Raw genomic sequence first — 25,338 nt, 5'->3', positions numbered from 1 at the left:
CCTTATGAAAATCAACATACCAAGAATTCGCTATAATTCACGCCGCAAGGTTGGAAACATTGGCGAAAGTCCCGGTTCGATCATCATCCCTGAAGGAGCGTTAAAACCGCTGATTTCCGTTTATTCTTATAATGAAAAAGAGCTGGTAGCCAGCGAAGGCACTAAAATTAAAGTTATACTTGACCAGTTTAAAAAATGCGACGAGCATACCCATTGGATACAGGTCCGGGGGTTGGACGATGTCCGTTTGATAGAAGAAATAGGCGAGATCCTGAAAATTAACGCCCTGGTGCTTGAAGACATTACCAACATACACCAGCGGCCCAAATTTGATGAGTACGACGATTATGTTTTCGCCGTGAGCCGCATGATCAATTTCACAAAAGCTTATGAACTGACCAACCAGCAATTTTCGGCCCTGGTAAAGGATAATATTATCATCACCTTCGAAGAAACCCACGAGGAGAATTTTATAGGGGTGAAACATCGCCTGGAGGCCGCAAAAGGCTCAATCCGCACCGGCGGACCAATGTACATGTGCTATGCCTTAACCGACACTATTCTTGATTGCTACTTTGCGCTGCTGGCAAAACTGGGCGACCAGCTTGATGAGGTGGAGGACCGGCTGTATGGCCACGCCGATAAAACCATCATGTTCCAGACCCAGCAACTAAAACGTACTCTTATTGTACTGCGCCGCGCCTGCTGGCCTGAACGTGATAAGATAAACGACATGCTGCGCAGCGAAAGTCCGCTGGTAACAGCCGAGGTAAAGATGTTCCTGAAGGACGCCTACGACCATTGTATCCAGATAATGGATCTTGTGGAAAGCTACAAGGAAATCACCTCAAGCATAATGGATATATACCTCTCCATGGTGAGCAACCGTATGAACGAGATCATGAAGGTACTGACCATTATTTCGGTTATCTTCATTCCATTAACATTTGTTGCGGGCATTTACGGCATGAATTTCTCGCGCGTCGACCCGGCAACCAATAAAGTAATGCCCGACAACATGCCTGAACTATACAGTCCGCACGGTTATTATTATGCCCTCGGCGGGATGTTCATTATCGGCATTATTCAGGTGGTGGTGTTCTGGAAAAAAGGCTGGTTTAGCAAGCTGTAACTGGTGTGCGGATTTTTGATGTGCGGATGTGCACATCAAAAATCATCCTTTCTGTCCCAGCGAAAACCAGTTACCCGAATCATCTTTAAAAAGGGCTTCGAACCCATAAAATTCCTGTGTAGGCGCCTTGGTGAATTCAACGCCTTTTGCTTTAAGCTCCTCGTAGGTTACCAGCAGGTTATCGCACTCAAATACACCGAAACCGAAGGTACCTTTGCTCACCAGGTCGCGCATGGCCTGTGCAGATTCTTTGGTAAACATCATGCCTTCATCTATTGACATCAGCGAGATTTCCAGGTCCGGCTGCTCTGGCGGACAAACTGTAAGCCAGCGCATCCCGGGCCCCATAGGCGCATCGGTATGTACTTTAAAGCCCAGCTTGTTCACATAAAAATCATAAGCGCTTTCCTGGTTCAGCACAAATACGCTCACGTGGTTCATTTTGGTAATCATATGCTTTGGTTTTGATGAAACAAAGATGAGTATTTAGGCGTGAGCTGGCTTCTTCAAAATTGCGGAGCTCATTTTAAGCAATGTTTGGCGACACTGCCGCATTTATCTTATCCTTTAACCCAACATGTAAGCCCGCCTGCCAACTGTCTACTTTAAACGGGTAACTGTAACCACCCCTTCTTTTCGGCAAAACAATTCGGAATAAACTTTAAAGGTGCTTTTGCAATCTCGGCTTGTCTTTGTCTTTGTGCAAGCTGGTAAGCCGCCGGTGTCTGGCCCGCTAACCGTTTAAACAAGCCGGTAAATGAGGTTACACTTTCAAAGCCGACAGCATAACATGCATTAGCTACGCTGATTTCAGTCCGCAATAACGCCTTTGCCTGTTCTATGCGAACGAATGATAAATACTGGTGGGGCGTTTTGTTATAAACAGAATGAAACAGCCTGATAAAATGATATTTGGAGAAAAACGCTTCATCGGCAATATTGTTCAAATCTATCCTTTCGGCAAAATGCGCATCGATGAATAGCTTAGCATAAACTATCCTGCGGTAAAGATAAATTTTGGGATATTGAGTACCAGACATTGTTATATAACTGTAAGGTATAAACTTTCGGCCTTATTTCAGTGTTTGAAACAAAAGAATGTTATTTCGTAAATCAGCATTATGGAAAATTGAAGAATTTATATTAGACCGGGACTATGAAAACTGAACATGTCATTTACTCATCTTAAGACGTTCTATAGCTTACCTAAGCACCACAACTATCCTTTCGACCGGTTGCTTATCTCCCAGGCCATCACTGAAGATATAACACTCCTATTAATAGATAAGCACTTTAAAGCCTACCTGTTAAGTTACTGTGGTAGTCTTAAAGTGCTTAATTTATAATCGGATTCCGGCTATTTTTTCGCTGGCGCCTTTTTTTCTTCTCTTTCTCTTTTCTTCCAACCGGTGTACGCCGCGCCGCCCAATGCCAGGATCAGCAACACCGAGCCTGCAAGCGATATCTTTTCGCCGGTATAGTACGATGCGGGGTGGAAGATAAACTCAACCTTGTGATTACCTACCGGTATCTGAGCGGCACGCAAAACGTAGTCAGCACGGAAGTAAGGTTTTTCAACGCCATCGATCAGCATCTTCCAGCCTTTTTCATAGTATATTTCAGAGAATACAGCAATCTCATTTGAGGTTGAGCCTGTCTGATATACCAGGTGGTCAGGATTATAACTGGTTAAGGTGATGGTACCGCTTGTATCCCTCGATATAGGCAATTTTTCATCGATAACCTTTTTATATCGCTGATCAACAATGGCTTCGTCTTTTGGCGAGAAGCTGCTGATAGCCTGCATTTCTTCATCGGCGTTTTTTGCATATTTAATGCTCTTCACAAACCAGGCGTGTCCGCAAGCCGTTGGATTCGCCATCATGGTGAGATTTTGCTCTTTATCCGTAGTAATAAAATACTTGGTGTTCAGCATGTCCAGCACATCGTGGTTTGGCGGATTTTGTGACAGTTGCCCGTCAATCAATTCATCGTAGCGCTTCAACCGCGCAGCCGAATAACCACTTATCGATTTATGAAAAAATCCGTTAAACTGGTCGAACTTAATATTAGCAGTCAGATCAAATACACGGAAGTCCGGATCAGTGTCACGCGCTATAAACGTATCTACCTCGCGAGGTTTAACCTGGTTATCCAGTTTATCAGCAAAGTTGGCGTCTTTCAGATAGCGTTTGTCAACCTGCCACACATCAATCATTGTTAACAGCAGCAATCCGATTGAAAACACAAGTACATTAACCTTCTGTTTTATAAATGCCCATACCAGTCCAAACGCAAGGACAACAAATATTAAAGAGCGTATGGCATCTGCGCGCTCCAGGCTTTCCCTGTCTTTCACCAGCGCATTGGCGAAGCTATTCGCCAGGGCATTATCGCCTTTTAATGCCTGCGCAAGGTAAGTGATCGCCTGCTGATGCCCTTCTGACTTAAAGCTAAGGAATACGCCCGGCACAGCGATTAATATTAATAATAAACCACCTGTAATATAAAAGGCAAGTTTTAGCTTTTTTATTATCACTGCTTTATCGGCTGCATCAATAATCTCCTGCACGGCTAAAAATCCTAGAATAGGGAAGCACAGCGCCGTAACCGCCAATATCGACTCAACGGTTCTAAACTTGTTATATAACGGAAAATACTTAAAGAATAAGTCGGAAACGTAAGGGAAGTTTCCGCCGAAAGAGAGCAGCATCGTTAGCACCACGGAAGCCAGAAGCCACCATTTTAAACGGTTCTTTACGATAAGCAGACCGAATAAAAACAGGAAGCACACAATCGCCCCGAAATAAAACGGCCCTGCAGTGCCTGGTTTGTTACCCCAGTAAAGCTGCAGACCGGGAATGCCGGATGTAATTTGCTGTACCGTTCCTACCGCTTGCTGCTCGCTTGCGCCTTTATCTAAAAAAACCTTAGCGCTTTCTGAATTCTGGTCTAATGATTCCGGCCCCGAGCCGAAGCTGTAGGCGTTCGGCACTAAAAAAGTAAAGCACTCGGCTACGCCCTGGCTCCACTCATAAGCATAGGTTTTATCAAGACCGCTTGTTGGTTCTTTTGTGTTTTTTGTAAGGTTTGATTGCCCCCTGTAGCTGTATTTAGCGTATTCTCCGGTGCTCCACAGTAGCGATGCATTGATTGCCAGCGCAAGAATCACTGCGCCGCCAAGGTAGGCCAGCGACTTAAAAAATGGCTTGGTTGCTTTTGCTTTTATGGCATGGTATAGCTCAATGCCTAATAAGATAAGCAAGGCCAGCATCAGGTAATAGGTCATTTGAACGTGATTAGCACGTATCTCCATCGCCAGGAACAGCGCAGTTAAAGCGCCGCCGGTAATATATTTACCCCGAAGTGTAAGAATAATGCTAGCAATTAAGGGGGCAAAAAAGGCAATGGCAAACACCTGGTTAGAGTGACCAGCCAACAATAAAATTATATTATACGAAGAAAAAGTGAAGGCAATGGCCCCCGCCGCCGCAAGCCACGGCTTTAATTTTAAGACGATGAACAGGAAATATCCGCCGAATAACAGCAAGAGCACGGTGTCGATCGGATTAGGAAATATGGCTTTTAAAGCCGAAACGATATGAGTAGTAATATTGTCGGAGTATGGCGCCCATATCTGGAAGGCGGGCATACCTCCAAAAATCTGGTTGGTCCAAAGTATAGTGATGCCTTTATCCCTGTAATCATTAATTTCCTTTTGGGTTGATTGCGCGCCCGTCACATCCATTTGTCCCAACGTTTTACCCTGGAACGCCGGGGCAAAATAAATAAAGCATATCACCAGGAAAATCGCACCTATCAAAAAGTGAATGCTGTTCCGCTTAAACCAATTGTTCATCTAAGTTTTATAAAAAGGGATAATATTAATTCCTCAAAAATAAAAATTAGAATGAGAAAGTAAATTATTGTTTAAGCGAATTGTTGAGGCTGTTATCCTTTACTGGAAAAAATAAACAAGCACTACCAAAGCTGCGATAACAATGGTACTAACGAGGTAAGTAATTTTATCGGTTTTACTGTAAACCTCCAGGTTTTTGCGGAGTGAAAAGAAATTATAAACAACCAGGCCGCCAACAATTACCCAGAAAAACCAGCTGATATGATGAGGATTAAAACACAAAGCCTCGCCCGCGGAGATAACTATAAAGTTAGCGATAATCAATTTTATCGCTTCAGGCGTGTTTTTGTGTCCCGGCCGTCGTTTAAAAACGTCCTGTTGTGTCAGCATTATTTTATTTCTTCGTAGTCAATAAATTCACCTTCAGTATCAGGCAGTATGGGCTTATTGTTTTCGGGGACATAATCAACCTTAACTTTGCCATCCGGCTTAGGCGGGCTCTGTCCCTGGTAATTGCGCTGCTGGCTTTGTTGCTGCTGGTTTTGGTATTGGTCCTGCGCCTTATTTACTACACTTTGAAAAAGCATGGGCAGCAAAAAACGCACAAGCGCCTTTATTACCCATAAGATAAATATAACGGTTAAAAGGAATTCTAATAGTATCCTGAACATCTTTACACAGTTAAGTCTGCAAATATAATATTATAACGGCAAAATTGTTTTTATCTGATTTTGCCTGGTTTTATGACGTTTAGGTGATAGGGGTTGTTACATCAGCAGAACGTATAATTAGCTAATTTATCTCTTCGAACACAGTTTGCAGGCTAAGCTCGAAGCCGGGAAGTATAGAGGTAGTTACTATATCACCTTCGGCTAATGGCCTTGACGCCTGATAATGACCATCAACCAACGTATATATTAAAAATGTTTTATCCTGTGGCGACACTAACCAATATTCCCTTATCCCCGATTCCTCGTAAACCTCATATTTATTCCGGACTTCTTTTTGATTATTACCAGGAGAGAGTATTTCAATAATTATGTCTGGCGCACCGGTACAGCCGCGTGCGTCAATCTTTGTAGGGTCACAAATAATACAAACATCCGGCTGAACTACAGTAAAAATCTTCTTATCATCATTGACACCTTTTCGTGGTAACCTTACATCAAAAGGGGCAGCATAGGCTTTGCAGGTTTTCCCTTTAAGATAATTGTAAAGTTCTCCTGATATTACCCACGACAAGCGCTGATGTACAGATGCCGGTGCAGGCGTCATCTTAAAGATTTTGCCTTTAATCAGCTCCAGCCTATCTTCAAAAGTCCATTGAAGGTAATCCGCGTAACTGTAGGTTTTCGTCAAATCAAGGTCTGATAACTGCATGGCTTACTCTTCTATTAGTTCAAATTTACAATTGAATTCAGAGATTTTACTTAGTCGCAAATAAAATTCATTCGCACAAACGTCAATTTTCAAACTTCTCTTCCATCATTTTTTCCAGCGCAAACATTTCGTCTCGTAGCTTGGCAGCAAGGAGGAAGTCCATGTTTTTCGCTGCGGCAAGCATTTCTTTTTTAGTGTTTTCTATCGATTTTTTCAAATCAGGTTTGGTCATATAGGCCACGATCGGATCGGCAGCAAGACTAACGGCCGTTTCCTCTACATAAGCTTTCTGCACTCCGCCCTTAAAGTCCATAACCGAAGTCTGTTCTATAATTTCCTCCCGCGATTTACCAACTGTCAGCGGTATTATGCCGTTTTTGGTATTATAGGCAATCTGTATATCGCGGCGGCGGTTGGTTTCATCAATAGTGATCTGCATACTGTCGGTAATAGTGTCAGCGTACATAATCACCCTTCCACGGTCGTTACGGGCGGCGCGCCCAATGGTTTGTATTAAAGAGCGTTCGCTGCGTAAAAAACCTTCTTTGTCGGCATCCAATATAGCCACCAGTGACACTTCCGGCAGGTCTAATCCCTCCCGTAACAGGTTAATACCGATGAGCACATCAAATACGCCAAGCCGCAATCCGCGAAGTATTTCCACCCTTTCCAGGGTTTTCACCTCGGAGTGTATGTAGCGGCATTTGATGCCCAGCCTGTCCATGTATTTGGCCAGTTCTTCGGCCATGCGTTTGGTTAGGGTGGTCACCAATACGCGGTCGCCCATCTTAACGGTCTTGTCAACCTCTTCTAACAGGTCGTCTACCTGGTTTATAACCGGGCGCACGTCAATCACGGGGTCGAGCAAACCGGTCGGACGTATCACCTGCTCAACTACCACACCACCTGATTTTTCCAGCTCAAAATCGCCGGGAGTGGCACTTACATAAATAGTCTGCGGGGCTAACCGTTCAAACTCCTGGAAATTCAGCGGACGGTTATCCAGCGCTGCAGGCAGGCGGAAGCCATAGTCTACCAGCGATATTTTCCTCGACCTGTCACCTCCATACATCGCCCTGATCTGCGGCACGGTAACATGGCTTTCGTCAATCACCATCAGGTAATCATCAGGAAAATAATCCAATAAACAGAATGGCCTTGCGCCGGGCTGACGGCCATCAAAAAATCTCGAATAGTTCTCGATACCCGAGCAATACCCCAGTTCACGTATCATTTCCAGGTCGTAATTAACGCGTTCTTCCAATCGTTTAGCTTCCAGGAAACGTCCATCATCTATAAACTGCTTTTTGCGGGTTTCCAGCTCGGCCTGTATCGCCCATATTGATTGCAAAAAACGCTCGCGCGGCGCCACGTACAGGTTGGCCGGGTAAAGCACCATATGGGTCATCTTTTCCAGCGTTTTGCCGGTACCGACGTCGAAAGTTGACAACTCTTCTATATCATCCCCAAAGAAAGAAATACGATAAGCATGATCCATATAAGCCGGAAAAATATCAACCGTATCGCCCTTAACCCTGAATGTCCCGCGTTTAAAGTCGGCAGTGGTCCTGGAATATAATATTTCTACTAACCGGTGCAGGAATGCATTACGGCTGATGCGTGTACCTACCGCAAACTTAAAAACCGAATCCTTAAAATCGTCCGGGTTACCCATACCGTAAATACAGGATATAGACGATACCACGATCACGTCCCTCCGGCCCGACATCAACGCCGAGGTTGTGCGCAAGCGGAGCTTTTCGATCTCATCATTTATCTGCAAATCCTTTTCGATGTAAGTATTGGTGGTTGGGATGAATGCTTCAGGCTGATAGTAGTCGTAGTAAGACACGAAGTAATTAACTGCGTTCTCCGGAAAAAACTGTTTAAACTCGCCATACAGCTGCGCAGCCAGCGTTTTGTTGTGGCTTAGTATCAATGTGGGCTTTTGCGTTTGCTCTATAACATTGGCGATCGTAAACGTTTTACCTGAACCTGTTACGCCAAGTAACGTTTGAAAGGGGTCGCCATTATTTACGCCTTCAACCAGCTGTCTTATGGCTTCAGGCTGGTCGCCGGTGGGCTTATATTGAGAGGTTAATTTAAAATCCATGTATATACAAAGTTAATGATTAGCGGCCAGAGGTTAGCGAATAGTTAATGTCCTTTGTGTCAAATTCCAGTCCATGTTTCAAAGCAAAGCAACAAGAATGACAACTGTATGTCAGCATCATTTTAAAATCTAAATTTTGTAGATTTATCCTCAAAACAAGCGTCATACAATAGCTGTTCTGTTTTCATAACTGATCTCTGATCAACTAGCCTCTAATCTTTAGCCTATGGTCTTCGTCCTCAATCAAACCAACACCATCGCCAATAAGTTTTTGGCCGAGCTCCGCGATGTTAGTATCCAGCAGGAAAAAGCCCGTTTTCGTGCCAATCTTACGCGGATTGGCGAGATACTGGCTTACGAGATGAGCAAGTCATTACATTACGACGAGTTTGAGGTACAAACGCCATTGGGAACAGCCAATGTCAATCTCCCCGTTGGCGAGTTGGTTTTGGGCACCATCCTGAGGGCCGGTCTGCCGTTTCACCAGGGTTTCCTGAATTATTTCGAAGATGCCGCGTCGCTGTTTGCCACTGCATACCGCAAGGTTAAAAAAACCGGCGCGTTCATAATTAATGTCGACCACATTTCTGCACCGGAGCTGGATGGAAAGATATTTATCATGTGCGACACCATGCTGGCTACCGGACAAAGCATCGTACAGGTCTGTAAAGAGCTGATAGCCCAATATAAAATCAAAGAGCTGCATATTGCTGCGGTAATAGCCAGCACTGAAGGTATTGCCCACGTGCGTGCCAATTTACCCAAAGCCAAATTGTGGCTTGGTGCGGTTGATGAGGAAATGACCAGCAAGGCCTATATTGTTCCTGGCCTGGGCGACGCGGGGGACTTAGCGTATGGTGAGAAGGTTTGATATGCGGATATGCGAATTAAAAAACAGGCATCAGCACATTTGCATATCCCTCACATTCGCACATCTTTTCTAAAGCAGCTCACATCCCGTCCACAAAATCTTCCAGTTCAGCATACCACTCTTCGCCATACTTGCGGATAAGCGGGGCCTTCAAAAATTCGTAAACACGTACTTTTAATTCATTACCAAAAGTGCAAGCCGGGCTGCAGATGCTCCACCGGTCGTAATTCAGCACATCAAATTCAGGGTATTTCGTTATGCGGATGGGGTAAAGATGGCATGAGATTGGTTTTTTCCAGTCGGTAACACCATGCTCATATGCTTTCTCGATGGCGCATTTTGTGATGCCATTCTCAAATATCACGTATGCGCATTCTTTATTTTTGTCTACGCAAGGCGTGGTGTAATCGCCTTCAAAATCCTGTACATAGGTACCCTCCCTTTCAACAGTGGCTATGCCTTTGGCAGTCATAAAGGGTTTCACTTTCGGGTAGATTTCGTTCAGTATGTCGAGTTCATTTGCATCCAATGGCGCACCAGAGTCGCCTTCCAGGCAGCAGGCTCCCTTGCACTTATTCAGGTTACAAACAAAATTTTCTTTTACTACATCCTCGTGCAGTAATACAGTGCCAACCTCTATCATTATTATTTTTTTAAGGGATTCAGCGGAAACTTCAAATTTTTAGCTCCCGTTAAATCCATCGTTATGCTGCCGACAATCAATTCAACGTGCGCTTTTACAGGTATGCGATTTTTATCATCAGTAATCCACAAATATAGCTTACTGCTTTTACGGAACACCCTGCCCGGGATAATTGTAGGGTTAAACTTTAAACAATTAAACGTGCCTACTGAGCAATCCATTTTTTCTTTGCCTGAATAGGTTATTTCCATTGAGTGTATCCCGTCTTCCAGGAAATAATACAGCTTAAACTTATCCCCGACTTTAATATTCGATATATCAATGCTTCGTGCAAAGTAATATGCTGATAAGAAGTCGAAAGTCGGGGCCTTAAACGGATAGACACCCTTTGCGGCGGTTATCTTTCCCGTGTTATGGTCAAAGGTTACGTTATCCGTATGCCGGTAGCTGGCCTCCTTACGGTTTTCGGTATAAAAGTATGGCTCCAGTGTCTTCTCATCCACATACGTTTCGTAGCGATTACGTACCTTATAAAAAAAATCAAAAGTACCGGCCGTTTTGGCATCGGCAACGATATGGTAAGCCGGCTTACCTTCAAATTTTTTATCGCTTTCGCCCACTCTTATCACAGCTTCGGCAGCAGTAAAAAATCCGTATTTCAATTTATAGCTTAACTCTTCTCCGGGTTTAAACGACGGTTCGCCCAGGTAGGTGATCTCTTTCTCCTGCCCTAATGATGTACCTGTAAAAAATATAAGGGAAAGTAAAGTCAGAATGTATTTATTCATCTGGTAGGATTATTAGCCTGTTTCTTAATTACAATCAATTGTATGTATTGTTATTTAAGGCTTTGACTATAAACTATGCGTTAGGTAAATTATTATAGATGAATATTACAATTTCAAGATAAATATCTGCTCATTAACGCTTACTTAGTTTTAAAACCCGGTAGCCTTCCGTGTTTTGTTTAATCTTTTCTCTTATAAATCGGCACGGTTGAGCACGGCTCTCCGAACATCAGGCTTTTTACAACAGGCGTAAGCTTTTTAGTTAACTCAACGTATGCAGATACCGGTACCGGGATATCGCCGCAGCCTTTGATCACTATGCGCTGGTCACGATATTGCTCAACATCCAGGCCGGCAACGCTTTTAACAAACAATACGGTTTCCAGTACCTCCGCATCACCAAATACGACTTCTTTGGCATAAGGCGCGAGCCGGTTCGCCAGCAGCATGTAAGCCCAGGCAGGCACAATAGCGTCAGCTGTGCAGGTTAACGCAACATATTTATCCTGGTATTGGGCCCAGTCATGACCCTTTACAAACTCCCTGAAATCCTTTTCTTTTAGAATAAGCTCCATAAAAAGATTATCCTTTATATCATACACAACTCTTTCGCCTTGCGGATAAAATGCAGCAGGGTCCAGCGTTACCAATCCGCTCTGTGCAACCTTATTTATGATATTTTCCTGTATTTCCATTGTTTTATTTCGTTTCTCTATACAGTATTATTTTTCGTAGTGGCCTTTTAAAGAGAGAATACTCAAAATAACGATATCGTTAATGGGCAATATTTCTAAACTAATCTATGCTCGCTATTGATACGTCTTGACCACTTTCCGGAAAGTGCATGTTTTAGAGGCTCCGGCTTGCCGATACCTTCAAAAGGATGTTCAATGATATCGGCTATCAGGTCGTAGATTTTCTTTTGAACCTTTTTGTTACCTGATTTTTTCCAAAAATCTAAATCACTTAGTGCACGGCTGGAATAAACTATTTCCATAAGTCTTCCAGCCGGATTTTCGTGCCCTTCCCGTCCGCCACCTCTTTACTACCCTCAAGTATTTTAGCAACAAATTCAGGGTCGTATGCATCTTGTTCCTTTCTTTCAAAAGGAACGTTTAACGCAATAGCCAACTGCTCAAAAAGGCTGGCTTGTTGTTCTGATTTTGGGTGTACCGTTATAGTTGCCATAATTACAAAGTTAGGACTCTTTTTATCAAAGCGTTTGTAGTAAAGGATTTTATCTTGCTGAGCGTCGCTAAAACAAAAAATCCGGGACAAGTATTAACTCATCCCGGATACAAAATTACTTCAAAAAGTTCTTATAAAAACTTAGCCCTGTAATCTTTTACATTCGCCTTATCTTTCAGTGCGTCAAACACCTGCGATTGCGAACGCTGCAGCAGGCCCTGCGCCAATGTTTCTTTCTCTTTTACGGTATTGGTAAGTGGCGCCGGATTAATAAAGCTGTCGACACTGAATACAAATACCCCTTGCTGACCGTCGATAACCTTGGAAAGCTTGTTTGGCTGCGAACCGAATACAGAACCAATAACCTTATATTCTGCTGTTCGGCCGGGAATAATAGGGTTTGCGAAAACTATGTTCTGAACCGGCACAACCTTAGCGCCTGATTTTTGAGCCACCTGGTCGATATTTCCTGAACCATTTAAGGCTGCTTGTAACTTTTCTGTCAGCTGCTTGCCTTTTACCATGTTCTTAACCATGGGCTCTATCTGCTTTTTAACAGCCTCAAGCGATAACTGGCCCTTGGGCTTAACGTTCAGCAGGTGTGCAACAATGTATTGGTCACCAGTGATGAATACTTTTTCAGAAAAGTCGCCTGGCTCGGCAGTGTATGCCCACTTTACAATATCCCGGGCGCTTTCAACACCCGGTATGGTAGCCGCAACACCGGTAACATCTGTGGCTGTTTTTACGGCCAGCTTTTCTTTTTTAGCTTCCGCATCAAAATTGTCTTTATTCAGATTTGCTAAAAACGTCTGCGCTTTGCTGTAAACAGCAGTTTGCGTAGCGCTGCTTGCTTTTAACGGAACATCAACTACCGCAACCTTAACCACCTTTGATGAACCTTTTTCATCTTCAATATCGACAATGTGTACGCCAAACTGGGTAGTAATAACTTTCAAATCGCCTTTTTTAGCGGTGAAGATCTGATCATCAAACTCTGGCACCATCAAACCACGGGCGAAAGTACCCAGGTCGCCGCCTTTGGCTGCTGCTGCTTTATCAGCTGAAAACTGGGTCGACATTTCAGCAAATGATTTGCCACCCTGTATCAGTTTCTTTATGGAATCTGCCTTGGCTTTGGCTTTTTCAAGCCCTATACCGGTAGGATCGATAAGGATGTGGCGCGCCTTTATAGAGTCGGGGCCTACCACTGCATCAACAAGTTTTGCTATTTTATAGCTGTTACCGCTCAGGTACGGGCCGTAGGTAAAACCTTTAGCAGCTGTAAACATTACCGAATCCAGTTTTGGCTCCAGCTGGCCTTTGTGCACAAACTTAAGCGGGGCTTTATCTTCGGAATTGATCTGTACGAACAATGAATCGTTTGTGGAGGCTTTGAAGTCGGCAGCCAGTTTATCAGCCTGCTTTTTTATGGCAGCCGTATCATCTTTTGACGGCGCAGCATTAAAGCTTACATAATCGAATGTTCTTAACTCCTGCGGAGTTTTAAACTCATTTTTGTGCTCATCATAATAAGCCTGGTAATCAGCGTCGGTTAAAGTAATTTTATTATCCGGAACTGATGCATAATCAAGCGTTACATATTTAAAGTTAACCAGCTTGTTTTTTGCCTGGTAGTTCTCTTTAGCTTCAAGCGAGTTAACATATAAGCCATTCGATACGATCGACAGGTATTTCTGACTCAGTTTATTGGTGCCCAGGGCTTCAATAAAATCGTTCCATTGCTGCCTGATCGGGTCATTCGCCTTTGAAGCGTTTAACTGTGCTTTAAAATTATTAAACCTGGTTACATCAATTTTTCCGGTTTGAGGGTTACCGAAAGCCTGTACAATCTGAGGGTCGGGATTATTGCCGTTAACCATGTTGTTAACTTCATCATCGCCCACCGCAAGGCCAAGCTTATCAACTTCCTTTTTTAATATCATCTGGCTTACCATGCTGTTCCAGGTCGACTCCTGCACATAAGCTGCGATCTGCGGTGTTAATGTAGCCTGTTGAGACTGCTGCCTGAACTGGTTGCTTTGCTGCTCGTATAATTTATTGAACTTATCGTATTCAAGCTTTTCGCCGCCAACCTCGCCCAGCATGTTACGGTCATCCCTGAAGAACGAGCTGCCCGACTTGCCAACCTCACCCACGATGAACGCAAACAATGCAATACCAATAGAAATTGCGAGAATCTTCCCCATCCGTTCCCGCAAAAAACCCATAATACCCATATAACCTTATAATTTTATTGTATGTTACTAAAAAGAGGGCGCAAGATACAATTTTTAGTAAAATTCTATAACACAAAATTTTGTATAAATTTTAGTTTAAAATCTTGGAAATCCGGAAGTCAGAAAGACTCTGATTTTATAAAAAAACATGTCAATTGATCCGGCATTGAAAATCCGGCAATCCAGAATTTTTATTCCTCCATATCCTTCTCATCTACGTGAAATGAGCCTGTAGTATTTCCCATGCGCCAGGGATACATACTCTCGCTGCTTTCAAAACCAAACCCTTCCGCAATATCACCATTCGGGCTGGTTATCTCAACTGCTTTGGACGATTTAAATGTCCGGGCTGTCATATCATAAATCAGTTCATCCGATTTAAAAACCTGCCCGTCAGCATTGGTTGCTACAACATTTTTCCTGAACTCAACAATATTTTCCTTTTCGCGCTGAATGGCGTAGTCCGAAACAACATTTCCTGATTCTTTCAACTCATCATTATAGAAAACCAGCTTAACGCCTTTCGGAAATTCTTTGTAAGGTTTCGGTGTGTTCTCCTCGTAATCAACCATCACTGGCGCCGTCAGATGGAACTTCACCTTTGCGGAGTCACTGTAGATCACGTCGACGCCGGTTGACCGTGATATAGGCTTATCCTCTTCTGGTGATGAGATTTTCTTGATATCATTCAACGAGTTTTCGCACGAGCTGAAAAGAAACATGCCGGCAAACAGTGCCGGCAGGTATATAAATATCTTTGTGAGAACAGCTTTCATGAGTAAAAATCGTCGGAAACCATTTATATAACGCAGCCGGCTTCAGTCAAGTATTTACTTCCCCTTCCCAACGTGCGTAATAGCTATTAATGGAACTGGTATTTCTGGAACCACTTATCGTTAAGCGTAAAGCCCAGGTGAATATTTACATAGTTTTCCTTAACCAAACCATTATCAAGGGTGCCGCGCTTTCCAATTTCCGCCGAAACATTTATTTTGTAAAAGGTTGATAACGTTTGTGATGGCGCCAGCGGCAGGCCCAGGCCCAGGGTGACTGCTGTACGGTTAACGTTGGTATTATTCAGGCTGAGGTAAGTTTGATCGTAGATGAAGCCTAAACGGTAATCGATTCTCTGAAAGTAATTTCTGAGCGCGTTGTTATTAGGCGTATACTGGCCGCCAATACTATACGTTTTGCTGTTCTGAAAACCCTGGTTAACACCATTTATGCTCAAATTGCTCCAGTTGCCCATGGTAAAATCGGCGCCAACCAAAAAATGGTTATCATACTGGTACGATACGCCAAAGTGGTTAATGTTTGGCAATCTGATCAGCGTTTTTGCATCCTGCCTGTTGGTAACCGAATCGATAGGGGTTTTCTGGTTGCCGCTGGCATCATAGATATAATGGTATACTACGTTTGACTCGTGGTTGCTGACATTGCCTGCCAGCGAAGTTGAATAACCAAAAGTGACATGTTTGGTACTATTGGCCCAATCGATAGAGTATTGCACACCCAGGTCATAGCTTAATCCGCCAACGCTCCTGCTTTGTTCTATTCTTGAATTCAATGTGCCGTAAAGCGGCGTGCCGTCTGGCTGTATAACCTCTGTCGAGCTGTTTTGTATTAAGTTACCGAAAATATACGATGCATTTGCGCCAATTCGGAAATGCGGTCCGAAGCCAAAACCGTAACCAAGATATGCCCTTGACAAACCGCCATCACCGGTATAGAGATAATTCACACGGCTGGTATCAATTGGTAGCCCGGTGCCAAAATTAGGCCTTGTCTGCTTAAAATTGTACCCCATTTCGCTGTAAGGCATTAAACCAAAACTTAAGGCCGACCGACGGCTTACCGGCACTGCAAAGTTTACATGGCTTAACCTAAAGTTGCCATTTCGCGTACTGGTTTGGCCTGTTTGGCTTAAGCCTATTGAGTTTCCGTAAACGCCGATATCAAATGTAGTATAGTTTATTTCGGAGTATGAAGCCGGGTTGAGTACGTTTATGGTGTTATAGTTGTTTATTTTGTTAATGGCAGCGCCTATATTACCCATGCCTCGTTGCTGGGGCATAACAGCCTGGTCTATATCACCCAAACCATACCTTGAATAAGGAGAGCTGGTGGTAGCATTTGTTTGCGCACTAGCCCTGAAGGCAGAAACAGCGAGTAATAGTAGTATAAAAACCTTGGTATATTTAATCATTATTAGTTTGTATGGCTGCGTTTAATCCTTTAAGAACCAGTTGAGGCTCAATTTTAATACAGGCGGCAAAGATGCTATTTTTTAACAGCGTATCAAAAAAATAGCTGTCTCCCCCTGTAAGCACAATATTCAACTCTTCCCCCTTTTTTTTATAGCTTTTAATAAAGCCTTCCAGTTCGTATTTTATCCCGTTCTGCACGCCTGATAAGATAGCCGATTTAGTGTCGTTTCCGCTTATAGCAGCAAATGTTTCATCGGCCTCAACCAGCGGCAACCCGGCGGTATAATTATTCAATGCCTTATAACGCATATTTAACCCCGGCGATATACTGCCGCCAAAATAATTTCCGGCTGCATCAACCCAATCGTACGTTATGCAGGTGCCGCCATCAATTACCATATTACTTTTACCAGGGTACAAGTGATACGCGCCGATTACAGCTGCCAGCCTGTCAAGGCCGAGTGTTTGAGGGGTCAGGTAGTGATTGGTTATGCCGCTTGTCATCCCGGTATTAAAATATATCAGCTTAATTTTTTTCGCCAATACATTTTGCCATTCCTCTATTTCTTTCTTTACCGACGATATAATGGCCTTTTTTACCGGATAACCGGACAGGATGTTGTTTATTATTCCTTCATCCGGCTGCTTATGTTGTTCTGTATGAAGTACTTTAGCCTGGGCAAATACAGCAATCTTTGTAAAAGTGTTGCCAATATCGATAACCAATGCTGCTTCCATGTTGTTGGTCTTGAGCCGGGCTTCAGTCTTTAGTTAGCGCCAAAAAAGCCATAACTAATCACCATCGGCTAATACACCAGCGATAGTATCGATTCAAAAATAGCCAATCCATCCTCGTTAGCTACAAGAGGATCTGATGCACGTTCAGGGTGTGGCATAAATCCGAATACGTTACGTTTAATATTGGTTATACCTGCAATATTATCCAGCGAACCATTAGGATTTGCCTCACTTGTGATCATACCTGATTCATCGCAATATTTAAACAGCACCTGGTCGTTATCATATAACGATTTCAGCACATCTGCATCGGCAAAGTAATTGCCTTCGCCGTGCGCGATAGGTATTTTTAACGCCCTTTCCGGATCTATTTGCGCAGTGATCAGTGAGTTTTGCGTCTGGGCTCTCATGTAAATGTTACGGCAGATGAACTTACGGTTTTCATTGTGCAATAAGGCTCCCTGAAGCAGCCCGGACTCTGTTAATACCTGGAAACCATTGCAGATGCCCAGCACGTATCCGCCCTTTGCAGCGAATTGAATAACTTCCGTCATAATAGGCGAAAAACGAGCAATAGCTCCTGAGCGCAGATAATCGCCAAAAGAAAAACCACCGGGTAAAACAATAAAGTCAGCGCCCTGCAGGTCATGGTCCTTATGCCATAAACGAACCACTTGCTGGCCCATTATTTTCTCCAATACGTAGATGATGTCCTCATCGCAATTGGAACCGGGAAATATAACTACTCCAAATTTCATTAAATTGATTTTTTGTGTAATACGTTACAAAACTAACATAACAGCCGTGATTTGAACGAATGTAAAAGTTAAAAAGTGTTAAACTGAAAATAGATGACGCTGATTAGCAGCAACAAATACAGCGATTCATAAAACCACCGGGTTTTTGCATACAGAAAATAATAAGCGAAAAATACAGCGCACGGTATGGTGCACAATAAAAAGTGATTGATATCGAATGGCTTTTTCACATAGAAAGAAAGGCCTGCGATCAGGAAAATAACAAATAAAAGCTGGAAAGATTTACGGACCTGCACATAGCTTTTGAAGAAATTTTGCTGCAGCTTAAAAAAACAAAGTACCAGTACAGCAACAACCGGGACCAGCACCAGGTAATTGTAATAGTGAATATCAATTTTATCCGGAAATTTCGTGCCCAGCGGCAGCCATATTTCCGAAAACCGGCTTAAACTATCGCTTAGAAAATAGTAAACCGCTAAAAAGAAAAATATGGTGACATAGCCGATTATGCTTGCCACTATCTCGCGCCAGTTAAGTGGCCTGAACAGGAACAATGCCACCCAAACCGCTAAAAAAAAGTAAATAAAAGGCAGGTAAATTACCGACCCGATCGCCACTATCATACCTAAATCAAACGCGGATGCCTTAGCATCGTTGCTTTTATATAGCCTGAACAGTTTAAACAGCATCCAAATCACCAGAAAATTGCAAAGCAACGGCGGACTCAGTACCAAAAAAGACTTAAATAATGCCGATGCGGTGATATACATCAAAGCCGGTAAAAAGGTAGGCTTACCCAATAAATTAAAGTGATTGACCAGGTGGTTCAATAAAAGGGCTTGTATAAATACAAATGCGGCTGCCAGCAGGATGTTCAGACTGGTTGATGCCGGATTGAGGTAAGTGCCGGGAGCAATTAATAACCTTGCGAAAGCCTCGGAAAATGCAAATTCTGTTTTATCCGGCGCGTTCAGCAAATACCCTATCCGTGATATGAACAATATTAATGCGAGCCATAAAATATTAAGCGGATTTAGCGCCTTAAAAAAACTGACCATTAAAGCCTTGTATTTGCGCTGCAAAATTAGCACAAAACTGCGTAGCATAAAAGCTTTATTGACAGCCTTTCAGACATAATCGGGTATCCGGATTACCGGCAGGCTGATCATTATCAGAAAAAGGAGCCTGGCCCAACCGCCTCAATATGCAAATTATTTCAACTTAAGTGAAATTTTGAAGTAGCAGGATACGGTGAAAAAATTTATCCCCGTGCGTATTTTTTAACCAATTCATCAACAATCTGTGCAGTTTCGTCGGGGAAGTTAACCAGCACTTGTTTATCATCGTTTATCCAATTGTTAAGGTGATAGATAAACCGCTCGTCTATTTCATGCACTACAGGTACACCGAGTCTCGAAGCGGCCAACGCATTACATTGCTGCTCATACTGGCCCTTCATAGGTATCATCATTACTTTCTTTTGTAAAAACAGGGCCTCGGCCGGGCCTTCAAAACCGCCGCCGGTTAACAAGCCTTCGCAGCTGGCCAGGCTGGAATTAAAGTCCAGATTATTTACCGGAAATACTTCTACATTGCCCTCAATATAGTGCGTTTTTTGCCGCTTGGAAAAAATCTGCCAGCGCTTGTTAGTTTTTTTCAGTTCTCTTACGAGCAATTTATCGTCATAAGCAGGCAGATAAACAGTGTAATGCCCAAGATTCGATGTTTTTAAATTACGTATCTCACTGCGGATAACCGGCGTATGGATAAAATCATCATACCGTTCAAAATGAAAACCGATATGATAAGTGGTTGGCGAATAGTATTTAAAAAGCCATTCGGCAAAGCTCCAGCTGGCCGGCCGAGGCGTTTTTTTTGAAATAAAAGAGCACTGATGGCTTAACGAAACGGATGGTATCTTCTGCAATTTACAAGCCCAGGCACTTACCGGCTCAAAATCGTTAATAATTAAATCATATTGCTTTAGCGGCAGGTGGCGGATATCTTTAATCAGCTGCGGAAGATTCATCAGCTTAAATGTGGCCCAATTGTCAACCCCGCCGTTTTTACCAAACACAAAGCTAAAGCCATGGAATTTATATTTAAGCGGTTGCGACAGGGTAACCTCTGCTTCAGTGCCGCTTACTAATAAATCAACCTCGCCATATTGCTGCAGCAACGGTACAACCTCGCGTGCCCGGCTTATATGTCCGTTGCCGGTACCTTGTATTGCGAAGAGTATTTTCATTTGATGACGTTGAATGGGTTGTAAAGGTTGTAGAAGTTGAAATGTTTTTGAATAAGCGCAAACTTGTTAAAATTTGAGGAAATTGTAATTGGTTGTAAGCACAAATTTAATTCTTTCAAATACAACAGTCACTTCTGCTCCAACCACTATGCTAAAATTAATCCTGCTCCTGCTTAAACCGCTCCAGTAACAGGTTAATGTCCAGCCGGGCATCAAGGTCTTCCACGTCGGTTTTATCGTCTTCATCAACATCGGCGTTAAAATTAGCGGGATCGTATTTAAATATCGTCCATTTTTTATCGTGATACTCCAGGGCGGTCAGGCTTTCAACCCAATCGCCGGAATTGAGGTAAGTAACGAACCCGGTTTTCTCTGTTGATTCAATCTCTCTTATCTCCGCATGGTGAATATGCCCGCAGATAACGTACTGATAATTTTTATCCACCGCCAGGTCTGCAGCAGTTTGCTCAAATTGATTGATAAATTTTACGGCTTCCTTAAAGCGTGCCTTTATTTTTTGCGAAAAACTCATTTTTTGCCTGCCCATAGCAGTAAGGAACCAATTTGCCATGCTATTGATCAGTATTAATGTATCATAACCCACAGCGCCCAGCTTGGCCAGCCATTTAGAATATTGCATAGTCACATCAAATACATCGCCATGGAAGATCCAGGCCTTTTTGCCATCAATATTTAAAACCACCTTATTCACCAATTGGAACGAGCCGAGATTAAAGTCAGTAAATTTGCGCAGCATTTCATCATGATTTCCGGTAAGGTAGTAAACGGGCACACCATCGGTAACAAATTTTAAAATGCGGCGCACCACTTTCATATGTGCTTCAGGCCAATACGATTTACTAAACTGCCATATATCGATAATATCGCCGTTTAAAATCAAAATTTTGGGTTTAATGCTCTTTAAATATTTGAGCAGTTCTTTGGCGTGGCATCCGTAGGTACCCAAATGCACGTCGGATATAACAACAATATCAACTTCGCGTTTTGCCATTAAAATTGGGGGATATTTGTCCGTCCGGTAAGTTATACCAGGAAATAAGATTAGAATTATTACACAAGCAACGATTAATCTTCTTCGTCGTCGTCATTAACTTTTAGTTCAAATGGGCTAACGTAGTATATGCAAACCAAGAATAGTAAGCTGCCTACAACCATATATCCTAATTCAAAATGCATTTCCTAAAATTTAAGCAAATATCGGGTCAATAGGTTATTTTATTGTTAAGACCACGTTAAATGTAAAAGGTTTCACATAGGCCGAAATTTTTTTTCGATCCGGCTTAGCTGCTTTAAATGATGATATAAGTGCGCGCGCATAAACCTGAGCCACTGTGCGGCGTTTAACATGCCCATACGGGGGTTTCCGCTCCGGGAGTGCGGGGGTGCATCTTTAATTAAGGGCATGATCGTCTCCACACGCTTACGGCATTTTACCAGGGAGTTCTTTGCCTCCTCTTTGCTGATTTCTTCTGCAGGCATTTTGGCAGCCACTTCGGCGGTTACTTTTAATTTAAGCGGCGGCAGTGAGCCTGTTAACAACATATACCGGCCCAAAAGAGTCGGGCCTTTGGTGGTTGGCGGCGTGTTGCCCTGGGCGCAGCGCTCTGCAACTATTGTAGAGCCAAGGGTGCCTTTAATGATATGCGAATAAACCTCGGCATACGACCATCCCCCACCCGGCGGCGTTTCAGTAAAAAGCTCATCGGGAATAGCATCCAGCCTGGCCCGGTATTCATCCAGTGCAGCGTCAATGGCTTTGCGCTCCTTTGCGAGGTTCATGAGTTAAAGATAAAGGTTTATATCGTTTTGTTACAATTTTGCCTCCATATTGCCGGGGCATATTATCTTACTTACAGCATCTCCATTAATTGTTTTAACCCATTAATCTGTAACGGCACGTCATGCGGTTTAGGCGCATTAAACGGGTTAAAGTAAATGGCGTCCATACCAAAATTCAATGCGCCATATACATCGGCTTCCAGGCTGTCGCCAATCATAATGCTTTCATTCTTTTCGGCGCCGGCAATATTCAGGGCATGCGCAAATATCGCCTTATCAGGTTTGTTTACACCAACAACTTCTGATATGATCACCTGCTCAAAATATTGCGCAATATTTGTATTGCCAATTTTTAAAGTTGACGCTTCTTTAAAACCGTTCGATATTAAATGCAGCTTGTATTTGCTTTGCAGGTATTGCAGCGTTTCATGCGCGTGCGGGAAAAGATTTGTTTTTGTCGGACAAAGCTTTACGTAATCGTCCTCAAAAGCCACCGGCAATACATCAGGCGGTACGCCAAGCTCAATAAAAGTCCGTTTAAAACGGGTTTCGCGCAATTCGGTCTTGGTTATTTTACCTGTATGATATTCTGCCCACAACTTGTGGTTATTGCGGGTGTAAGTCTCTATAAATATTGCAGCCGATGGTAAGCCGATTTCACTCAATCTATAAATTTCATACAGCTCGTGCAAGGTTTCTTCAGCGTTCTTATCAAAGTCCCAGATGGTATGGTCAAGATCGAAGAAAATGTGCTTGTATTTTCTGATTTCGGAATTCGGATTTTCCATTTCGGATTTTTAATCTGCTGTAATATTCGCAAAACTATCAAATTACATCAGAGGTTAGATTTGACAACCTTCAGAAAGTTGTCAGATTTTTCGGCTACCTGTGCGCGGCCATCTTAATATCCTTAACTTCTAAAATATTCTTTTCAAACCCATGAAGCGTAACGTTTATCATTGCCTGCCCAACTTCGGCAATGGTACAAACACTGTCTGGCGAAAAGAATTTAATCACCGGATAAAGCCAGCCCATATACTTATACAACGTCAGCACATTTTTGGCGCCGACAGCGGGCTTCATAAAACCCGGCCGAAAATTAAACTCCTGTTTAAACGGCAACTTGCCCAGGTCATTTTCGGTTTTGCCTTTTACACGTGCCCACATCGAACCGCCTTTTTCAGTACTATCCGTATGCGCGCCGGAGATATAACAAAAGGTCATTCCCGGGTTTAAGCGGCTCAACGTCCCGGCTGCATGCATGGTAAGCGTATAGGTTAGCCTGTAATATTCCGGCTCCTTCATACCCACCGAAGAAACGCCCAAACAAAAATAACAAGCATCATAATCGTTCAATTGTGCCTCTATCGTACTAAAGTCAAAAAAATCAGCATGGATAATTTCCTTTAATTTGTGATGGACTACACCACTGGGCCGCCTGTTAATAATTAAAACTTCCGATACCTGTGTACTTTCCAGGCATTGCTGCAACACACCATCGCCTACCATGCCGGTAGCGCCGGTAACTATCACTTTTATTTTTTGATCCATACTTTTCAGTCTAAATACAGATGACGAACAAAAAGCTGAAACATTTTATAGCGCAATCCGCATTCCCGTAGTAAAATCTTTATTGATAGTAACCGGCAAACGGCCCGAAGGAGTTATTTGCCGGGTAATAACCTTAACCGCCGAGCGCTGCAGATAGTCGGTCATTTGATAAGCAACCAGCAAACCGCTGCATTTTTCAATACCTGGCAAATCTGCGAGGGTATAAGCGTTAGCGAAAACACTGATCACGGTATTGCGGTGTCCTGCCAGGTCGCTGATAAATTGTTTAACAGCAGGGGTGTAATCCAGTTTACTTGCCGGGCGCAGGCGGCTATCATTTATACTTACATATACCTGCTCATAATCCTGCAATTCAGCAAGCAGTGTTTTCAGCTCTGCCGGCGGGGCATTTTTGGTTACATTAAACGTCTTGTTAAAGCTGTATAATTTTGATAGCTCCTGCTGAAAAACGGTAGGCTGTGTGACACCGATACTTAGTATGGCCGTTTTATAAACCGGCGTCATCTGCAAAGTTGCACCGTCACCTTTCAACAAGGTAATAGCCGCATCGCTCAACTGCTGGTTAAGTTCGGCAGCCGCCGGGCGGTTAATGTCAGCAACCAAATTAGCTGTGTTAGTTTCGTGATAGTTGCTTAACCCAGCCCAGTATTTGGCGGTTAGCACCTTTTTAACTTTAGCATTAAATTCCCCTTTTGATATACGCCCTTTACGGATGGCCTTGCGGATTTTTTTTATTGCCCGTTTCGAGTTTTCCGAAAGCTCAATAATATCCATTCCGGCCAAAAACGCCCTTACATCAGCTTCTCCATCAGGGAAATATTTGGTCACGCCTTTCATCTCCATTGCATCCGATACAACCAGACCCTTAAATCTTAAAGAATCTTTTAAAAGGCCGGTAACAATTGGCCGCGACAGGGTGGAAGGCAAATTTTTAGTTGTATCCAGCGCAGGTATATCCATATGGGCAATCATAACGCCGCTAATGCCTTCGTTTATGGCCTGTTTAAACGGGTATTCCTCCAGCGAATCCAGGCGTTCCTTTGTAAAAGGCAACAAGGGCAAATCCAGGTGCGAATCAACATTGGTATCCCCGTGTCCCGGAAAATGCTTGGCGGTAGTTAATAAACCGGCATCCTGCATCCCCTTAAAATAAGCAATGCCCTTGGCAGCTACATTGTATTTGTTGTCACCAAATGAGCGGTAATTAATAACCGGGTTATCCGGGTTATTGTTGATATCCATATCAGGCCCGAGGTTCATCTGCAAGCCCAGTCGCTTAAAATCATAGGCCACCATTTTCCCCATTTCGTAAATCAGGTTATTGTCCTGTATGGCCCCGAGCGTCATCTGGTATGGATATGATACGGCGGAATCTATCCGCATACCCAGGCCCCACTCGCCATCCATGGCCACCAGCAACGGTACCTTTACCAGCTTCTGGTAATTATTGATCAGCTGCGCGTGCCGCACGGGGCCACCCTGAAAGAGCACTACGCCCCCCAACTGCTCCTTTTTGATGACTTTTGCGACCGAGTCTTCGTAGGCTTTGCCCAGGTTGGTATGCGCCCGCACAAACAATAACTGGGCTATTTTACGCTTACGGCTAAGTTTTTTAAATACCGAATCGACCCAGTGGTTTTGGCTGTCAAGCATTTTCACATAGTTTTCACTTTGCGCAAATACATTTGCCGACAACAGGCAAGCAATAGAAAGAAGTAAAAATTTCAGGCGTTTTACGGTTAATAGCATCGTCAAATGTAGCTGAAATATGAAGTTTTAATGAACACCATTAATAAAAAAC

General features: G+C 43.2%; 26 protein-coding genes. 2 read left to right on the top strand and 24 right to left on the bottom strand.

What is annotated here, in order from left to right; genetic code table 11:
• The first annotated feature begins 4 nt into the window (after positions 1 to 4).
• Positions 5 to 1,132, top strand: coding sequence for a magnesium/cobalt transporter CorA (gene corA / locus Q3W13_RS01755; protein ID WP_302860852.1), 1,128 nt, complete (start codon positions 5 to 7; stop codon positions 1,130 to 1,132).
• A gap of 42 nt (positions 1,133 to 1,174) precedes the next feature.
• On the opposite strand, the gene Q3W13_RS01750 is transcribed toward corA, so the two are convergent.
• From Q3W13_RS01750 to uvrB, 7 genes are all read right to left on the bottom strand, one after another.
• The gene (locus Q3W13_RS01750; RefSeq protein WP_302860849.1) at positions 1,175 to 1,585 is read right to left on the bottom strand and encodes a VOC family protein; all 411 of its coding nucleotides are present in this window, start codon (positions 1,583 to 1,585) and stop codon (positions 1,175 to 1,177) included.
• A 152-nt stretch (positions 1,586 to 1,737) separates the two neighbouring features.
• The gene (locus Q3W13_RS01745) at positions 1,738 to 2,172 is read right to left on the bottom strand and encodes a helix-turn-helix transcriptional regulator (RefSeq protein ID WP_302860848.1); all 435 of its coding nucleotides are present in this window, start codon (positions 2,170 to 2,172) and stop codon (positions 1,738 to 1,740) included.
• 317 nt (positions 2,173 to 2,489) lie between these two features.
• On the bottom strand, positions 2,490 to 4,991 hold the full coding sequence (locus Q3W13_RS01740; RefSeq protein WP_302860846.1) for a YfhO family protein: 2,502 nt from the start codon (positions 4,989 to 4,991) through the stop codon (positions 2,490 to 2,492).
• Between the two features lie 99 nt (positions 4,992 to 5,090).
• Positions 5,091 to 5,381: a hypothetical protein gene (locus Q3W13_RS01735; RefSeq protein WP_302860844.1), complete on the bottom strand. Its 291-nt coding sequence runs from the start codon at positions 5,379 to 5,381 to the stop codon at positions 5,091 to 5,093.
• On the bottom strand, positions 5,381 to 5,662 hold the full coding sequence (locus Q3W13_RS01730) for a DUF4834 family protein (protein WP_302860843.1): 282 nt from the start codon (positions 5,660 to 5,662) through the stop codon (positions 5,381 to 5,383). Before Q3W13_RS01730 ends, Q3W13_RS01735 begins: the two co-directional genes overlap by 1 nt.
• Positions 5,663 to 5,783: 121 nt before the next feature.
• On the bottom strand, positions 5,784 to 6,371 hold the full coding sequence (locus Q3W13_RS01725) for a Uma2 family endonuclease (RefSeq protein WP_302860842.1): 588 nt from the start codon (positions 6,369 to 6,371) through the stop codon (positions 5,784 to 5,786).
• Between the two features lie 82 nt (positions 6,372 to 6,453).
• A complete protein-coding gene (gene uvrB / locus Q3W13_RS01720) occupies positions 6,454 to 8,484 on the bottom strand; it encodes an excinuclease ABC subunit UvrB (protein WP_302860841.1) in 2,031 nt (676 codons plus the stop codon).
• A gap of 226 nt (positions 8,485 to 8,710) precedes the next feature.
• Here uvrB and upp point away from each other — a divergent pair, with 226 nt between their 5' ends.
• Positions 8,711 to 9,355, top strand: a complete 645-nt coding sequence (gene upp, locus Q3W13_RS01715; protein WP_302860839.1) for a uracil phosphoribosyltransferase — start codon at positions 8,711 to 8,713, stop codon at positions 9,353 to 9,355.
• A 79-nt stretch (positions 9,356 to 9,434) separates the two neighbouring features.
• Here upp and Q3W13_RS01710 read toward each other — a convergent pair whose 3' ends face one another.
• The 17 genes from Q3W13_RS01710 to Q3W13_RS01630 form a co-directional block, all read right to left on the bottom strand.
• Entirely contained in the window at positions 9,435 to 9,998 is a 564-nt protein-coding gene (locus Q3W13_RS01710) for a DUF3109 family protein (protein ID WP_302860837.1), read from the bottom strand.
• 2 nt (positions 9,999 to 10,000) lie between these two features.
• Complete coding sequence (locus Q3W13_RS01705) at positions 10,001 to 10,786, bottom strand: DUF3108 domain-containing protein (protein WP_302860835.1); 786 nt, start codon at positions 10,784 to 10,786, stop codon at positions 10,001 to 10,003.
• Between the two features lie 179 nt (positions 10,787 to 10,965).
• Positions 10,966 to 11,481 (bottom strand): DUF2480 family protein, encoded by a 516-nt coding sequence (locus tag Q3W13_RS01700; RefSeq protein WP_302860833.1) that lies wholly within the window; start codon positions 11,479 to 11,481, stop codon positions 10,966 to 10,968.
• Between the two features lie 95 nt (positions 11,482 to 11,576).
• On the bottom strand, positions 11,577 to 11,783 hold the full coding sequence (locus tag Q3W13_RS01695) for a Txe/YoeB family addiction module toxin (protein WP_317567056.1): 207 nt from the start codon (positions 11,781 to 11,783) through the stop codon (positions 11,577 to 11,579).
• Complete coding sequence (locus Q3W13_RS01690; protein WP_302860831.1) at positions 11,774 to 11,974, bottom strand: DUF2683 family protein; 201 nt, start codon at positions 11,972 to 11,974, stop codon at positions 11,774 to 11,776. The genes Q3W13_RS01695 and Q3W13_RS01690 overlap by 10 nt, the downstream gene beginning before the upstream one ends.
• A gap of 131 nt (positions 11,975 to 12,105) precedes the next feature.
• Positions 12,106 to 14,205: a SurA N-terminal domain-containing protein gene (locus Q3W13_RS01685; protein ID WP_302860830.1), complete on the bottom strand. Its 2,100-nt coding sequence runs from the start codon at positions 14,203 to 14,205 to the stop codon at positions 12,106 to 12,108.
• A 200-nt stretch (positions 14,206 to 14,405) separates the two neighbouring features.
• Positions 14,406 to 14,990 carry an LPS export ABC transporter periplasmic protein LptC gene (lptC, locus tag Q3W13_RS01680; protein WP_302860829.1) on the bottom strand — a complete coding sequence of 195 codons (585 nt, stop codon included), beginning with the start codon at positions 14,988 to 14,990 and terminating at the stop codon, positions 14,406 to 14,408.
• Positions 14,991 to 15,076: 86 nt separating this feature from the next.
• Entirely contained in the window at positions 15,077 to 16,420 is a 1,344-nt protein-coding gene (locus tag Q3W13_RS01675) for a hypothetical protein (RefSeq protein ID WP_302860828.1), read from the bottom strand.
• The gene (locus tag Q3W13_RS01670) at positions 16,413 to 17,159 is read right to left on the bottom strand and encodes a type III pantothenate kinase (RefSeq protein ID WP_302860827.1); all 747 of its coding nucleotides are present in this window, start codon (positions 17,157 to 17,159) and stop codon (positions 16,413 to 16,415) included. The genes Q3W13_RS01675 and Q3W13_RS01670 overlap by 8 nt, the downstream gene beginning before the upstream one ends.
• A gap of 68 nt (positions 17,160 to 17,227) precedes the next feature.
• Complete coding sequence (purQ, locus tag Q3W13_RS01665) at positions 17,228 to 17,917, bottom strand: phosphoribosylformylglycinamidine synthase subunit PurQ (protein WP_302860824.1); 690 nt, start codon at positions 17,915 to 17,917, stop codon at positions 17,228 to 17,230.
• A gap of 68 nt (positions 17,918 to 17,985) precedes the next feature.
• Positions 17,986 to 18,975: a DUF6427 family protein gene (locus Q3W13_RS01660; RefSeq protein ID WP_302860822.1), complete on the bottom strand. Its 990-nt coding sequence runs from the start codon at positions 18,973 to 18,975 to the stop codon at positions 17,986 to 17,988.
• Between the two features lie 203 nt (positions 18,976 to 19,178).
• The gene (locus tag Q3W13_RS01655) at positions 19,179 to 20,165 is read right to left on the bottom strand and encodes a glycosyltransferase family protein (RefSeq protein WP_302860820.1); all 987 of its coding nucleotides are present in this window, start codon (positions 20,163 to 20,165) and stop codon (positions 19,179 to 19,181) included.
• Between the two features lie 157 nt (positions 20,166 to 20,322).
• Positions 20,323 to 21,177 (bottom strand): UDP-2,3-diacylglucosamine diphosphatase, encoded by an 855-nt coding sequence (locus Q3W13_RS01650; RefSeq protein ID WP_302860819.1) that lies wholly within the window; start codon positions 21,175 to 21,177, stop codon positions 20,323 to 20,325.
• Positions 21,178 to 21,434: 257 nt separating this feature from the next.
• Positions 21,435 to 21,965, bottom strand: a complete 531-nt coding sequence (locus Q3W13_RS01645; RefSeq protein ID WP_302860818.1) for a DinB family protein — start codon at positions 21,963 to 21,965, stop codon at positions 21,435 to 21,437.
• Between the two features lie 71 nt (positions 21,966 to 22,036).
• Positions 22,037 to 22,753, bottom strand: a complete 717-nt coding sequence (locus tag Q3W13_RS01640) for a YjjG family noncanonical pyrimidine nucleotidase (protein WP_302860817.1) — start codon at positions 22,751 to 22,753, stop codon at positions 22,037 to 22,039.
• A gap of 94 nt (positions 22,754 to 22,847) precedes the next feature.
• A complete protein-coding gene (locus tag Q3W13_RS01635) occupies positions 22,848 to 23,516 on the bottom strand; it encodes an NAD-dependent epimerase/dehydratase family protein (protein ID WP_302860815.1) in 669 nt (222 codons plus the stop codon).
• Between the two features lie 45 nt (positions 23,517 to 23,561).
• Positions 23,562 to 25,286: a glycoside hydrolase family 3 protein gene (locus Q3W13_RS01630; protein ID WP_302860813.1), complete on the bottom strand. Its 1,725-nt coding sequence runs from the start codon at positions 25,284 to 25,286 to the stop codon at positions 23,562 to 23,564.
• Between the last annotated feature and the right edge of the window lie 52 nt (positions 25,287 to 25,338).

This window comes from Mucilaginibacter sp. L3T2-6, assembly GCF_030519355.1.
Classification (GTDB): domain Bacteria; phylum Bacteroidota; class Bacteroidia; order Sphingobacteriales; family Sphingobacteriaceae; genus Mucilaginibacter.
Note: the sequence above shows the minus strand (reverse complement) of the source record. Positions and strands in the feature narration are given on the sequence as shown.

Excerpts from the sequence above, each read along its gene's own strand:
- corA (WP_302860852.1), top strand. The coding sequence starts at position 5 with ATGAAAATCAACATACCAAGAATTCGCTATAATTCACGCCGCAAGGTT.
- Q3W13_RS01750 (WP_302860849.1), bottom strand. The coding sequence starts at position 1,585 with ATGATTACCAAAATGAACCACGTGAGCGTATTTGTGCTGAACCAGGAA.
- Q3W13_RS01745 (WP_302860848.1), bottom strand. The coding sequence starts at position 2,172 with ATGTCTGGTACTCAATATCCCAAAATTTATCTTTACCGCAGGATAGTT.
- Q3W13_RS01740 (WP_302860846.1), bottom strand. The coding sequence starts at position 4,991 with ATGAACAATTGGTTTAAGCGGAACAGCATTCACTTTTTGATAGGTGCG.
- Q3W13_RS01735 (WP_302860844.1), bottom strand. The coding sequence starts at position 5,381 with ATGCTGACACAACAGGACGTTTTTAAACGACGGCCGGGACACAAAAAC.
- Q3W13_RS01730 (WP_302860843.1), bottom strand. The coding sequence starts at position 5,662 with ATGTTCAGGATACTATTAGAATTCCTTTTAACCGTTATATTTATCTTA.
- Q3W13_RS01725 (WP_302860842.1), bottom strand. The coding sequence starts at position 6,371 with ATGCAGTTATCAGACCTTGATTTGACGAAAACCTACAGTTACGCGGAT.
- uvrB (WP_302860841.1), bottom strand. The coding sequence starts at position 8,484 with ATGGATTTTAAATTAACCTCTCAATATAAGCCCACCGGCGACCAGCCT.
- upp (WP_302860839.1), top strand. The coding sequence starts at position 8,711 with ATGGTCTTCGTCCTCAATCAAACCAACACCATCGCCAATAAGTTTTTG.
- Q3W13_RS01710 (WP_302860837.1), bottom strand. The coding sequence starts at position 9,998 with ATGATAGAGGTTGGCACTGTATTACTGCACGAGGATGTAGTAAAAGAA.
- Q3W13_RS01705 (WP_302860835.1), bottom strand. The coding sequence starts at position 10,786 with ATGAATAAATACATTCTGACTTTACTTTCCCTTATATTTTTTACAGGT.
- Q3W13_RS01700 (WP_302860833.1), bottom strand. The coding sequence starts at position 11,481 with ATGGAAATACAGGAAAATATCATAAATAAGGTTGCACAGAGCGGATTG.
- Q3W13_RS01695 (WP_317567056.1), bottom strand. The coding sequence starts at position 11,783 with ATGGAAATAGTTTATTCCAGCCGTGCACTAAGTGATTTAGATTTTTGG.
- Q3W13_RS01690 (WP_302860831.1), bottom strand. The coding sequence starts at position 11,974 with ATGGCAACTATAACGGTACACCCAAAATCAGAACAACAAGCCAGCCTT.
- Q3W13_RS01685 (WP_302860830.1), bottom strand. The coding sequence starts at position 14,205 with ATGGGTTTTTTGCGGGAACGGATGGGGAAGATTCTCGCAATTTCTATT.
- lptC (WP_302860829.1), bottom strand. The coding sequence starts at position 14,990 with ATGAAAGCTGTTCTCACAAAGATATTTATATACCTGCCGGCACTGTTT.
- Q3W13_RS01675 (WP_302860828.1), bottom strand. The coding sequence starts at position 16,420 with ATGATTAAATATACCAAGGTTTTTATACTACTATTACTCGCTGTTTCT.
- Q3W13_RS01670 (WP_302860827.1), bottom strand. The coding sequence starts at position 17,159 with ATGGAAGCAGCATTGGTTATCGATATTGGCAACACTTTTACAAAGATT.
- purQ (WP_302860824.1), bottom strand. The coding sequence starts at position 17,917 with ATGAAATTTGGAGTAGTTATATTTCCCGGTTCCAATTGCGATGAGGAC.
- Q3W13_RS01660 (WP_302860822.1), bottom strand. The coding sequence starts at position 18,975 with ATGGTCAGTTTTTTTAAGGCGCTAAATCCGCTTAATATTTTATGGCTC.
- Q3W13_RS01655 (WP_302860820.1), bottom strand. The coding sequence starts at position 20,165 with ATGAAAATACTCTTCGCAATACAAGGTACCGGCAACGGACATATAAGC.
- Q3W13_RS01650 (WP_302860819.1), bottom strand. The coding sequence starts at position 21,177 with ATGGCAAAACGCGAAGTTGATATTGTTGTTATATCCGACGTGCATTTG.
- Q3W13_RS01645 (WP_302860818.1), bottom strand. The coding sequence starts at position 21,965 with ATGAACCTCGCAAAGGAGCGCAAAGCCATTGACGCTGCACTGGATGAA.
- Q3W13_RS01640 (WP_302860817.1), bottom strand. The coding sequence starts at position 22,753 with ATGGAAAATCCGAATTCCGAAATCAGAAAATACAAGCACATTTTCTTC.
- Q3W13_RS01635 (WP_302860815.1), bottom strand. The coding sequence starts at position 23,516 with ATGGATCAAAAAATAAAAGTGATAGTTACCGGCGCTACCGGCATGGTA.
- Q3W13_RS01630 (WP_302860813.1), bottom strand. The coding sequence starts at position 25,286 with ATGCTATTAACCGTAAAACGCCTGAAATTTTTACTTCTTTCTATTGCT.